Annotated in this window: 13 protein-coding genes; 8 read left to right on the top strand and 5 right to left on the bottom strand. The window is 69.9% G+C overall.

The features are described from left to right. Nucleotides 1-30: 30 nt before the first annotated feature. Both ACZ7M3_RS30755 and ACZ7M3_RS30750 read right to left on the bottom strand, forming a co-directional pair. Nucleotides 31-621, bottom strand: coding sequence for a DUF6624 domain-containing protein (locus ACZ7M3_RS30755; RefSeq protein WP_472067327.1), 591 nt, complete (start codon nt 619-621; stop codon nt 31-33). Beyond that, nucleotides 618-1,100: an ATP-binding protein gene (locus ACZ7M3_RS30750; protein ID WP_472067325.1), complete on the bottom strand. Its 483-nt coding sequence runs from the start codon at nt 1,098-1,100 to the stop codon at nt 618-620. The genes ACZ7M3_RS30755 and ACZ7M3_RS30750 overlap by 4 nt, the downstream gene beginning before the upstream one ends. A gap of 153 nt (nt 1,101-1,253) precedes the next feature. Between ACZ7M3_RS30750 and ACZ7M3_RS30745 the strand changes: the two genes are divergently transcribed. Next, on the top strand, nt 1,254-2,066 hold the full coding sequence (locus tag ACZ7M3_RS30745) for an SDR family NAD(P)-dependent oxidoreductase (RefSeq protein ID WP_472067323.1): 813 nt from the start codon (nt 1,254-1,256) through the stop codon (nt 2,064-2,066). Between the two features lie 104 nt (nt 2,067-2,170). On the opposite strand, the gene ACZ7M3_RS30740 is transcribed toward ACZ7M3_RS30745, so the two are convergent. Continuing rightward, a complete protein-coding gene (locus ACZ7M3_RS30740) occupies nt 2,171-3,583 on the bottom strand; it encodes a hypothetical protein (protein ID WP_472067321.1) in 1,413 nt (470 codons plus the stop codon). 295 nt (nt 3,584-3,878) lie between these two features. Here ACZ7M3_RS30740 and ACZ7M3_RS30735 point away from each other — a divergent pair, with 295 nt between their 5' ends. The 4 genes from ACZ7M3_RS30735 (at nt 3,879) to ACZ7M3_RS30720 (ending at nt 6,485) form a co-directional block, all read left to right on the top strand. Then, nucleotides 3,879-4,700 (top strand): helix-turn-helix domain-containing protein, encoded by an 822-nt coding sequence (locus tag ACZ7M3_RS30735; RefSeq protein WP_097227732.1) that lies wholly within the window; start codon nt 3,879-3,881, stop codon nt 4,698-4,700. A 3-nt stretch (nt 4,701-4,703) separates the two neighbouring features. Then, nucleotides 4,704-4,949 (top strand): DUF397 domain-containing protein, encoded by a 246-nt coding sequence (locus tag ACZ7M3_RS30730; protein ID WP_097226850.1) that lies wholly within the window; start codon nt 4,704-4,706, stop codon nt 4,947-4,949. Between the two features lie 195 nt (nt 4,950-5,144). Then, nucleotides 5,145-5,645, top strand: coding sequence for a hypothetical protein (locus ACZ7M3_RS30725; protein ID WP_472067319.1), 501 nt, complete (start codon nt 5,145-5,147; stop codon nt 5,643-5,645). Nucleotides 5,646-5,675: 30 nt separating this feature from the next. Then, nucleotides 5,676-6,485, top strand: a complete 810-nt coding sequence (locus ACZ7M3_RS30720; protein ID WP_472067317.1) for an SAM-dependent methyltransferase — start codon at nt 5,676-5,678, stop codon at nt 6,483-6,485. On the opposite strand, the gene ACZ7M3_RS30715 is transcribed toward ACZ7M3_RS30720, so the two are convergent. Further along, a complete protein-coding gene (locus ACZ7M3_RS30715; protein WP_472067315.1) occupies nt 6,486-7,883 on the bottom strand; it encodes an FAD-binding oxidoreductase in 1,398 nt (465 codons plus the stop codon). Between the two features lie 134 nt (nt 7,884-8,017). Continuing rightward, on the bottom strand, nt 8,018-8,533 hold the full coding sequence (locus ACZ7M3_RS30710) for a pep a2 (RefSeq protein ID WP_472067313.1): 516 nt from the start codon (nt 8,531-8,533) through the stop codon (nt 8,018-8,020). A 303-nt stretch (nt 8,534-8,836) separates the two neighbouring features. Here ACZ7M3_RS30710 and ACZ7M3_RS30705 point away from each other — a divergent pair, with 303 nt between their 5' ends. The 3 genes from ACZ7M3_RS30705 to ACZ7M3_RS30695 all read left to right on the top strand — a co-directional run. Beyond that, nucleotides 8,837-9,148 carry a DUF5133 domain-containing protein gene (locus ACZ7M3_RS30705; protein ID WP_472067311.1) on the top strand — a complete coding sequence of 104 codons (312 nt, stop codon included), beginning with the start codon at nt 8,837-8,839 and terminating at the stop codon, nt 9,146-9,148. A gap of 77 nt (nt 9,149-9,225) precedes the next feature. Further along, nucleotides 9,226-11,229 (top strand): alpha-1,4-glucan--maltose-1-phosphate maltosyltransferase, encoded by a 2,004-nt coding sequence (locus tag ACZ7M3_RS30700; RefSeq protein ID WP_472067309.1) that lies wholly within the window; start codon nt 9,226-9,228, stop codon nt 11,227-11,229. Beyond that, a partial coding sequence (locus ACZ7M3_RS30695; RefSeq protein WP_472067307.1) for an alpha-amylase family glycosyl hydrolase occupies nt 11,226-12,218 on the top strand: 993 nt, incomplete at its 3' end. The genes ACZ7M3_RS30700 and ACZ7M3_RS30695, both read left to right, overlap by 4 nt.

Genomic DNA, 12,218 nt, shown 5'->3' with positions numbered 1-12,218 from the left:
ACATTTCCGTGCGTGCTGCACATCACGTTCTCAGGCGCCGCGGCGCAGCGTCCGCATCTGCTCGTCGAGGGGGCCGAGGCCGACGTCGCGGCGCCGCTCCTCGAGGGTCTCGGGCCGCCGGATCGGATACGGGCGGAAGGTCGCGGGGTCGACCCGGGTGCCGTAGAACTGGGGCTGGCCCAGTTCGACCGCGCAGTGATCGGCGATGTAGGCGTGGTGCGGGGCGGGGCAGCGGCCGTCCGCGGTGGCCTGGGCGATCAGGTCGCGGCAGCGGAGCTGGAAGTCGAGGTCCGGAGCGTGCAGCAGGATCATCAGGGCCGCGGTCGAGGCGGGCGCGCCGACCAGGTCCGCGGTCGGCCAGCCGTGGCGGCGGACGATCGTCCCGAGGGCGTCGGCATTGGTCCTGCGGCATTCGACGAGGCCGCGCCGGACCCCTGGGGTGGGGTTCGTCCGTGCCTGCCGCATCAGGTGCCGCTCCTCGTCGGCCCGGCGTGAGAGTTCCCGGGCGAGCGCGGCGGCGAGTGCCGGGAGGATCCCCGCGGACGCGGGCCCCGGCTGCACCGGTGCTCCGTCCGGCTCGGTCGGCGTGCCGACCGTGAGGTGCCCCGGTAATCGCTTCATGGCATGCCCCGGAGCGCCAGCGTGAACCACACCTTCTTGCCCGTGGTGCCGGGGTCGGCCGGTGCGATGCCCCAGTCGTCCGTCAGAGCGGCCACGATGGCCAGTCCGCGTCCCGACTCCTCGGCGCCGCCCGGGTCGCGCGGTCGCGGCAGTGCGGACGAACGGTCGGCGACCGTCACACGCAGCTCGTGCCCGATGTGTTCCAGGGTGACGGTGATCGTGTCGCGGGGGCCGGGACTGCCGTGTCTGACCGCGTTGGCGAACAGCTCGTCCGTGGCGAGGACAGCGTTGTCGAGGCATTCGGAGGCCAGGCGCAGAGGGGTGAGGTGCTCGGCGACCATGTCCCGCACGCCGGCCGCGCGCGTGGGTTGGGCGGGGACCGTGGTTCGCACCAGGCTGGGGTGCGTCCTGGGCAGCACGGCGGCGTCGTGCCGCGGTGAGGGCGACGGCCCGCGGCGATGAGCCCTGGATGCCGTCATCGGTTCTCCTTCGTTGCAGCGCGGGTGGGGGGTGTGCTCGGTGGCTGCCCGTGCAGCCAACAGGGCACGGCCCTCCGCCGACCAGGGGGTATCGGGGTTGTCCGGTTGCAGGCACGTAGTGGCATGGGATGTATGTTCGATCAGGTGAGGAACGTGAGCGGGAGCCGGACCCCGGTGCGCCCAGGCGATCCCACCGGGTGGTCGGGGGTGCGCGGCAAGCGCGTCCTGGTCACCGGTGGAACGCGGGGTCTCGGCGAGCAGATCGTGCGGCTGCTCGCCGCCGAAGGGGCCCGGGTGGCGACCTGCGCGCGTGGCGCGGGCGACCTGGCGGCGCTGGCCGCATCGCTGGACTCCCCGCTGTTCACCCAGGCGCTGGACGTCACCGAGCCGGAGCGTCTGGAGGAGTTTGTCGCGGCCATGGCGAATCGTTTCGGCGGGCTCGACGGGGTGGTGGCCTGTGCGGGCGGTTCGCGCGGCGGCCGCTTCGAGGAGACGGACGCCGAGGACTGGACGGCGACCTGGGAAGTGAACGTCGGCCATGCCGCGCGTCTGGTCCGGGCCGCGGTGCCGCATCTGCGGGCCGCCGGGGGCGGATCGGTCGTGGTGATCTCGTCGATCTCCGGCTGGAAGCCGGGGCCGCCCGTCCAGTACGGGGTGGCGAAGTCCGCCCAGATCCAGTTGGCCGCCTCTCTCGCCCGTGAACTGGGGCCGGACGGAATCCGGGTGAACGCCGTCTCCCCCGGGTCGATGCTCATCCCGGGCAGGCGCTGGGACCGGATGCGCCGGGAGGACCCCGAGGCGTACGAGGGATTCGTGGCGACGGAACTTCCGAGCGGAGCGCCGGTCGCTCCGCAGGAGGTCGCCCGGGTGGTGGCGTTTCTGCTGTCCGACTGGTCGAGCGGTATCTCCGGAGCGCACCTGCCCGTCGACCGCGCCCAGAACGCACCCTCGCCGGACGGCTACTGAGCCGGCCGTTCCTGCCTCAGGGACCCTGCCCGCCCCAAAGACCGCTCTCATCTCAGCGACCGCTCCCGCTAAGTCACCCACCGGGCCGACCGCCGCGCTCCCCGTCATGCGACCGCCCCCAGCACCGCACGGGACCTGCGCTCGAACTCCTGCACCATCGGCTCGTGGCGGCGTGGCTCCAGACGGGTACGGAAGTCGCGCAGGGCCTGGATCGACCGTTCACTGTGCACGGTACTGAGAGTGTCCAGCGCCTCGGTGGCGGTGCCGACGGCCTCGTCGAGCCGGTCCTGCTGGAGATGCGCGGTCGCGAGCACCGAGCGGCTGATGGCCTGGCGTCTGCGCCGGTCGGCGTTCGCGCTCAGCGACTCGCTCGCCGTACGTTCGGCCTGGGCGGCGAGCCCCAGGTCACGGAAGCACAGGGCGGCCTCGGCCTGGAGATAGTGGTGGTCGAGGTAGCGCACCCAGACGGATTCCTGGTCGGGGCCCCGGCTCATGTCCAGTTGCCCTTCCGCCAGGCGCAGCGCCTCCGAGGCCTCGCACGAGTGCCCCTGCGCGGCATGTCCGCGTGCCGCCATCGCGTACAGGCGCATCAGTCCGAGCGGGCTGCCCGTCCCCTTCGCGGTGGCGAGTCCGGCCCGGGCCAGTGCCACCCCCTCGTCGGGGCGGCCGAGGTTGGTGGTCAGATGGGAGAGCCCGGCCAGGATCTGGCCGCCCAGCACCCGGTCACGCCCCTCGGCGCACAGGCGCAGCCCCTGGGTCATGTACCGCTGCGCGAGCCCGTACTCCCCCGCGTCGTACGAGCTCCAGCCGGCCATCGCGGCGAGGCGCGCGGCTGCGGCGTACAACTGCCGTTGCAGCTGTGGCGGGGTGCCGCGGCGCTGGAGCAGGGGGACGACCTCGGTGGAGAGGTAGTGCACGATGCTGGTGCGCACCCCGCCACCGCCGTAGTGGTTGTCCATCTGGTCGAACATGGCGATCATCGCGTGCACCTGCTCGACGGGCCCCCCGGTCGTCACCACCGTCGGGCGAAAGGCCTCCTGCTGCTCCAACAGCCACAGCAGCCACTCGCGTTGGGGGTTCGTCAGCGCGGCGGCGACGAACGGCACCGAGCCGAGGAGGCTGCGGCGGGAGATGTCGGTGGAGCCCAGTTCGGCCAGGGTGTGCAGGGTCTCCGTCACGTCCTCGCCATAGACCAGGGCCCGGCCCGCGACCGGGCGCTGCTGATCGGAGTGGAAGCCGAGGTCCGCGGGCGACACGGCGCGGCCGAGCCGTCCGGAGAGCACGGTGGCGATCAACTCCGGTGTGGTGCCCCGCGGTTGTTGACCCTGGAGCCAGCGGGTGACCGACGCCTTGTCGTAGTTGGAGTCCGCGCCTTGGCGGCGGCCCAGTTCGTTGACCCTGAGGGCGAGTGACGCGTAGGAGCAACCGGCTTCCTTGAGGGCGACCGCCAGCGCCGAGTTGGCCCCGCCGGGGCCCTTGCCCGCGCTCCTTGATTGTCCGTCGCTCACGGTGGCCACCCACGTCTCGCATCACGGTCCGTACGGCTGCGCCCGTATCTGTCGGTCCATCAACTTCACTACGACACAGCACAGTTGAACGTATGTCGCCAGGGACTGTGCGACAGGTCACTCGGTCACTATGGTCGCCGACAGGCTCAACACGCAACCGGCGTTCTGATAATTTCAGAACGATCCGCATCACCCTGTCTCTGTCAACGACCGCGTGGCACACTGCACGCTGTGATACAGCCGTACCGGGAGGTAGGACGTGAGTGACAACCGCTCGGGCGGCAGCGCACCCACGGTCCTGCGGATGGTTCTCGGCAAACGGCTGAAGCAGCTGAGGGAACAGGCGGGAGTGTCGTTCGAGGAGGCGGCACGGGCGATCGAGGTCACTCCACTGACGGTCCGCCGGATCGAGAAGGCCGAGGTCGGCCTCCGGATCCCCTATGTAAAGGAGTTGCTGCGCACCTACGGGGTGCCGGCGACGGAGATCGACGACTTCCTCGCGCTGGCCCGGGAGGCCAACCAGCCGGGCTGGTGGTACAAGTACCGCGACGTGCTGCCCGAGTGGTTCAGCGCCTACGTGAGCCTGGAGAGCGAAGCCAGCGTCATCCGTCTCTACGAACCCCACTACGTTCCGGGCCTGTTGCAGACGAACGACTACGCCACCGCGCTCATGCGCGTGGGCTTCCCCAACGAGTCGAAGGAGGACGTCGCCCGTCGTGTCGCCCTGCGGACCAGGCGGCAGGACCTGCTCGCCAAGCCGGACGCGCCCGCCATCTGGGCCATCCTCGACGAGACGGTGCTGCGCCGCCCGGTGGGCGGGGCCGAGGTGATGCGGGCCCAGATCGACCGGCTGCACGAGGTCCTGGACATGCCGAAGGTCCGGATCCAGGTCATGCGCTTCGGAGTGGGGGCACACCCCGGCGCCTTCGGCCCGTTCCACCACTTCCGCTTCGGCTTCTCCGAACTGCCCGACGTCATCTACACGGAAAGCCTCGCCGGCGCGGTCTATGTCGACCGGCCCGGCGATGTCGTCACCTATCTCGAAGTACTCGACCGGATGTCCGTGCAGGCGGAACCGGTCGCTCGGACCAGGGCCATCCTGGCCGAATTGCGTAAGGAGTTGTGATCCATGGGATCAAAGGGCCCCATCTACAGTGGCATGCCGGCCGTCGACCTGGGCACCGAGGGCTGGGAGAAGCCCTGGAGCGGTACGAACGGCGGGAGTTGTGTCGAGGCCAAGCGGCTGCCCGACGGCAGTGTGGCCTTCCGCCAGTCCACGGACCCGAACGGGCCCGCGCTGGTGTACACCCGGGACGAGATGATCTCGTTCCTCGAAGGCGCGAAGTCCGGCCAGGCCGACTTCCTCGTCGCCTGACGCGCTCACAGACCGCCTGAGGCCGGGAGAGCCGCCCGCCCTCGGGCAACCACCACGCCCGCACCACCACTACGCCCGCACAACCGGACAACCCGCACGCCCACTCCCGCCGTGCGGGTCGTCCGTTCACACTGAGGGAATCGGTCGTCCCGGAGGGAGCGGTATGCGCACCGGTCCTTGTCGCGAGGTGCGGGGATGATCCTCGGCCAGGCCCTCGCCCAGTGCCGGACCCTGGTCGTCGACGGTCCGGACGGAATCGGCAGAGGCACCCTGATCGCCGAGCTGGCCCGGCACGGTTTCCTGGTCCGGCTCTGCCGCGGACCGCTCCATCACGTGGACCCCACCCAGCCGTACCGCGAACTCCTCGCCGCGTCGGGCCGGTTGGCCGTCGACGGCAGTCTCGTCCACGAGCTGGTCTACGGACCGCTGCGCCGCGGACGCTCCCGGGTGACCTGGATCCAGGCCCTCGACTTCGCCGAAGCGGTGGCGGAACGCGACGGGGCCCTGGTCCACGTGACCGGTGAGACGGACGACACGGAGGCGGTCGACGCGTACGAGCGGGCGCTGCACACCCTCGCGCAGCATGTCCCCGTGGTGACCCTGGAGGCCAAGGACCTCGGCCATCCCATCCGCGGCCCCGCTGGCCCACGCGATCAACTCAAGCCGTGTGAAAGGCAGTTGACGGTAGGTTATTGACAGACCACGTGACGGAGGCAGGAGACATCCATGGCAGACGGCCGGCCCAACCCCGACCAAGAGGCGTTGTCCAAGATCGACACCACGGTGCCGCACTCGGCCCGCATCTGGAACTACTGGATGGGCGGGAAGGACAACTACGAGGTCGACCGGATCGCGGGCGACGCCTACCGCGAGGTCGCGCCGAACATCGAGACGATGGCCCGGGCCTCCCGCGAGTACCTGATCCGGACCGTGACCTTCGTCGCCGGTGAGCTCGGCATCCGCCAGTTCCTCGACATCGGCACCGGTCTGCCCTCGTACGACAACACCCACCAGGTCGCCCAGCGGGTGGCGCCCGAGTCGCGCATCGTCTACGTGGACAACGACCCCCTGGTGCTGCGGCACGCCCAGGCGCTGCTGACCAGCACCCCCGAGGGCGTCACCAACTACATCGACGCGGATCTGCACGAGCCCGAGAAGATCGTCGAAGCGGCGAGCCGGATCCTGGACTTCGGCCGGCCCGTCGCCCTGATGCTCATGGGCATCCTCGGTCACATCCAGGACTACGAGGAGGCCAGGTCGATCGTCCGCACCCTCCAGGCCGCCCTGCCCTCCGGCAGCTACTTCGTGCACTACGACAGCACCGACACCGACGCCGCGCTCAAGCAGGCCCAGCAGGGTTACGACGACACGGGCGCCGTCCCCTACGTGCTGCGCAGCCCGGAGCAGATCACCGCGTACTACGAGGGCCTGGAGCTGATCGAACCCGGCATCGTCTCCTGTCCCCTGTGGCGCCCCGGGCCCGGCACCGCGCCGGAGCCCACGGACGTGCACGGCGGGGTGGCCCGCAAGCCGTGATCAGGTGCGCGGCGCCGGTCGGATGTTCTGGTTGAGGCGGAACAGGTTGTCCGGGTCGCGGTCGGCCTTGATACGGGCCAGGCGGGCGTAGTTGTCGCGGTAGCTGGCCCGTACGCGCTCCTGGCCCTCGTCCATCATCATGTTCACGTAGGCCCCGCCCGCGGAGTACGGGTGCAGGGCGTCGGAGTAGTCGACGCTCCACCGCTTGACGCGCTCGGCGCCGGCCGGATCGGAGTCCACGCCCGCGTACACGGTCGCCCAGCGTGCGTTCCGGTAGCTCCAGGCGGTGTCCGCCGGCGCGATGTCGTGGACGGCGCCGTCGATCGGGTACAGGTGCATCGTCGATTTCCAGGTCGGCGGTTCGGCGCCGTACCCGAGGTGCGACGCGATCGCCTCGTCGGGGATCTCGTCGACGAAGTCCGCGCGCCAGTACCACTGGTCGCCGGGCGGGTAGATCCCGTCGAACGCGGACTGCAGCGCGGGGTACGGCATCGGCGCGGCTCCGTGCAGCAGCGGCTCGGGCACGGCGTCGAGGAGGGGCACCATCTCCGCGGCCGCCGCCTCGGTGTCGTCCCCGACGCGGCACCAGACGACCCCGCAGACCCTGCGCAGATGGATCTCCTCGGGGAACGGCGGGCCGGGCGGCACGGAGCCGAACAGGAAGAAGCCGTTCAGCTCACGGGGGGCGTTCGCGAGGAAGTCGCGGTAGACGGTGAGGACTTCGGCACCGAGTTCGACGGGCCAGAAGGTCGGGCCCGCGACGACTGTGCTCACCTCGTGCAGCCGGAAAAGGAACGAGGTGACGACTCCGAAGTTGCCGCCGCCCCCGCGGATCGCCCAGTACAGGTCGGTGTTCTCCGTGTCGCTCGCGCGCACGCGCTCGCCGCTCGCCAGGACGAGGTCGGCCGCCAGGAGATTGTCGACGGTCAGCCCGAACTTGCGGGTGAGATGCCCGATGCCGCCGCCCAGGGTGAGGCCGGCGACTCCCGTCGTGGAGATGATGCCGGCGGGTGTGGCCAGGCCGTACTCGTGGGTGGCACGGTCGACCTCGCCCCACACGCAGCCGCCTGCGACCCGTACCGTGCGGGCCCCAGGATCGACCTCGATGTCCTTGAGCGGTGAGAGGTCGAGCACCACGCCGTCGTCGCAGACCCCCAGGCCCGCGCCGTGGTGGCCACCGCCCCGCACGGCGAGCGGCAGGCCGTGATCGCGGGCGAAGCCGATGACGTAGGAGACGTCCTCGGCGCTGCTGCACCTCGCCACCAGGGCGGGCCGCCGGTCGATCATCGCGTTGTAGACGGTACGTGCCTCGTCATACCCGGAGTCGCCGGGTGCAACCAACTGCCCTTTGAATTCCGTCAGTTCCCGGCGCGCTGCCTCTGCCGTCGTGATGGACATACGCCTCCCCCCGCCTGGGGCCGGTTCAGGGCACCCGTGTCCGGGGCCTGGCTCCAGTCTCCCTCCGATGGATCCGACGCGCCTGTTCTGCACAACCGCCGGGGCGGGTGGTCCCCGCCCCTCGGTCGTCGTGATCACGTCACGGCGATCACGGCCTCCGTGTCATGACGGGACGCCGCGAGCGCCGGTTCCGGCAAGGCCACCTGACGCGGCGTTCGGCGCGCCTCCCGCAGGCTGGGCATGGGCGTGGTCGGGACCAGCGGAGCATGCTCGGCAGCGCGGGCCCGCCAGGAGAACCAGATGATCTTGCCGCCGGCGCCGGTGGCGCAGCAGCCCCAGCCGTCGCTGAGGGCGGCGATCTGCGCCAGACAGCCCTGGGGCTCGTTGTGCGGGCGGAGATCCTGGTCGTTGTCGGAGACCGCGGTGATGAGGTGGGAACCGTTCCACCACATCTCGATGGTGGTGTTCTTGTCCGTCGCGTGCAGGTCGATCGTGTGCAGCAGCGCTTCCGCACAGTGACAGACGGAATCGACGAGCGTATCCAGGTTCCAGTACCGGAGATGGGCCCCCAATATGCGCTTGACCTGGCCAACCCGCTCCGGGCTGACCTCCACGTCGAGGTGGTAGTAGCAGGGCACTGCAGGTTTCATCTTCGTTGGCTCCTCACGGCGAAGCTCTCGCCTCTCCTCGCCCTTCTCGGACCGAGCCCCGATCACGAAGCGTGAGCACTGATCGCTTTTGAGTCAGTCCCAGAGTGCGAGTGCTACTCCGTTCGTGCAACACGAGGGCCCGACCCCGTGTTGTTGAACAGCCAACAAGACGCTGGGTGCCCGTACAGGCACCATGAGTGAGGGCACCGCCCTCCGTAGTGGGTCGGTGCCCTTCCGTGCACGGCCGTCCGGCATTCAGCCGGGTCCCGTGCGCAGTCGCGAGAGTGGAAAGGTGACCGGCCCATGCTGCTTCCTGCCAAAGCCGAGGTCGCCAGGCATCTGGAGCAATACCGGGCCTGGGAACGCCTGTTGCTCGTGGCCCCCGCCGACCACGTGGTGCGGGGCAACTTCGAGAACTCGGGGTACACCCTGTGCGTGCTGATGGGGAAGCGCTGCGCGCGGGAGGCGGTGGACGCCGCCGAGCACTATCTGCGGGACGGGGCACCGGCTGCCGCGCTGTCGTCGATGACGGTGGCGCGCGGCGCGCAGGGCTCTCAGCTCTCCCAGGAGCCTCAGGGGCGGGGAGCGGGTCGAGCGGTCGGCAGGCGTCCCTGAGACGGACCGTGGTGTCGGGAATTTTCGGTGCAGCTCTGAACCGAGGGGGCAGGGCGCGAGGACGGCGGAGGCGAAACATGGAGGCACATCCGGCCCATGGCCGTGACCCGATCGGCCGTATCCCGATCGTGGACGTCCAGCCGGTCGTCGACTGCGGCCGGCGCCCCGCGAAGGCGGTGGTCGGGGAGACCTTCGAGGTCACCGCCACCGTCTTCGGCGAGGGCCGGGATGTGCTCGGCGCCGAGGTCGTCCTGTGCGACCAGAGCGGCCGGCCCGGCCCGCGCGCCCCGATGCGTGAACTCGCCCCGGGCACCGACCGCTGGGGCGCCGAGGTCACACCGGAATCCGTGGGCCACTGGACCTGTCTGGTGGAGGCCTGGAGCGATCCCGTGGCCGCCTGGCACCGCACCGCCGCGATCAAGGTCCCGGCCGGGATCGACGTCGGTCTGGTCCTGGAGGAGGGCGCCGCGCTGTACGAGCGGGCCGCGGCCGCGGTACCGGACCCGTCCGGCCAAGCGATCGTACGCGCCGCGGCGCACGCCCTGCGCGACGACTCCTGGCGGCCGACGGCCCGTCTCGCCGCCGCCCTGGCCCCCGAAGCGACCGCCGTTCTCACCGCACACCCCCTGCGCGAACGGGTCTCCCGCTCGCTGCCGATCCCCCTTCTCGTGGAACGGAAGCGGGCGTTGTACGGAGCGTGGTACGAGTTCTTTCCGCGTTCGGAGAGCGGACAGCTGGACCCGTCGGTGCACGGCACGTTCCGCAGCGCCGCCGAACGCCTGCCCGCCATCGCCGGGATGGGCTTCGACGTCGTGTACCTCCCGCCGGTCCACCCCATCGGCACCACCTTCCGCAAGGGCCCCAACAACAGCCTGTCGGCGAGCCGTCGGGATGTCGGCGTGCCCTGGGCGATCGGTTCTCCCGAGGGCGGCCACGACGCGATCCACCCGGATCTCGGCACGATCGACGACTTCGACGCGTTCGTGCGCCAGGCCACGGAACTGCGGCTCGAAGTCGCGCTCGACTTCGCGCTCCAGTGCTCCCCGGACCACCCGTGGGTGGAGAAGCATCCCGAGTGGTTCCACCACCGGGCCGACGGGTCGATCGCGTACGCGGAGAATCCGCCGAAGAAGTACCAGGACATCTATCCGATCGCCTTCGACCAGGACATGCCGGGGCTGGTCCAGGAGACGCTGCGGGTGCTGCGGCACTGGATGAGCCACGGCGTGCGGATCTTCCGCGTCGACAACCCGCACACCAAGCCGGTCGTCTTCTGGGAGCGGGTCATCGCGGACGTCAACCGCACCGACCCGGACGTGATCTTCCTGGCCGAGGCGTTCACCCGGCCCGCGATCATGCACACGCTCGCGGCGGTCGGCTTCCAGCAGTCGTACACGTACTTCACCTGGCGCACCACCAAGCAGGAGTTGACCGACTACCTCACCGAACTGTCGGGCGCGACGGCCGCTTTCATGCGGCCCAACTTCTTCGTGAACACCCCCGACATCCTGCCCGGCCATCTCCAGCGGGGCGGTCGGCCCGCCTTCGAAGTACGCGCCGTGCTCGCCGCCACCCTCTCGCCCTCGTGGGGGGTCTACGCCGGGTACGAGCTGTGCGAGAACGCTCCGGTCGGGCCCGCCAGCGAGGAGTACCGGAACTCCGAGAAGTACGAACTGCGTCCACGTGACTGGGAGTCGGCGGCGCGCGAGGGCCGCACGATCGCACCGCTGATCACGGAGCTGAACCGGATCAGACGGCGCCACAAGGCTCTGCACGCGCTACGGAACCTGCACTTCCACCAGACGGACAACGAGGCCCTGATCGCCTACAGCAAGCGCTCGGCCGACGACACGGTCGTGGTGGTGGCCAACCTCGATCCTCACCGCACCCAGGAGGCGACGGTCTCGTTGGACATGCCGCGACTCGGCCTGGACTGGCACGAGTCCGTGCCCGTGCACGACGAGCTCACCGGCGAGGCCTACAACTGGGGCAGGGCCAACTTCGTGCGACTGGGGCCGGGCGGTGCGCATGTGCTCGCCGTCGACACCTCACCGCGGATCGGAGGGTCACCCACCACATGATCGTCAACGAGCCCGTCCCGGACACTTTCGAGGACACCCCGGCCAGGGACCGCGACCCCGACTGGTTCAAACGCGCCGTCTTCTACGAGGTCCTGGTCCGCTCCTTCCAGGACAGCAACGGCGACGGCATCGGCGACCTCAAGGGCCTCACCGCGAAACTCGACTACCTGCAATGGCTGGGCGTCGACTGCCTGTGGCTGCCCCCGTTCTTCAAATCACCCCTCAGGGACGGCGGCTACGACGTCTCCGACTACACCGCCGTCCTGCCCGAGTTCGGTGACCTCGCCGACTTCGTCGAATTCGTCGACGCCGCCCACCAGCGCGGCATGCGCGTCATCATCGACTTCGTCATGAACCACACCAGCGACCAGCACCCGTGGTTCCAGGAGTCCCGCACCAACCCCGACGGACCCTACGGCGACTACTACGTCTGGGCCGACGACGACAAACAGTACGAGGACGCCCGGATCATCTTCGTCGACACCGAGGCCTCCAACTGGACCTTCGACCCGGTCCGCAAGCAGTACTTCTGGCACCGCTTCTTCTCCCACCAGCCCGACCTCAACTACGAGAACCCCGCCGTCCAGGAAGAGATCCTCGCGGCCCTCCGCTTCTGGCTGGATCTCGGAATCGACGGGTTCCGTCTCGACGCGGTGCCCTACCTCTACCAGGTCGAGGGAACCGACTGCGAAAACCTCCCCGCCACGCACGAGTTCCTGAAAAGGGTGCGCAAGGAGATCGACTCCCAGTATCCGGACACGGTGCTGCTGGCGGAGGCGAACCAGTGGCCCGAGGACGTCGTCGACTACTTCGGCGACTTCCCCGCCGGCGGCGACGAGTGCCACATGGCCTTCCACTTCCCCGTCATGCCGCGGATCTTCATGGCGGTCCGCAGGGAATCCCGGTACCCGGTCTCGGAAATCCTGTCGAAGACCCCGGCGATCCCGTCCGGCTGCCAGTGGGGCATCTTCCTGCGCAACCACGACGAG

Source organism: Streptomyces sp. NPDC111656, assembly GCF_055656965.1.
This window is presented reverse-complemented; position numbering and strand designations above follow the sequence as displayed.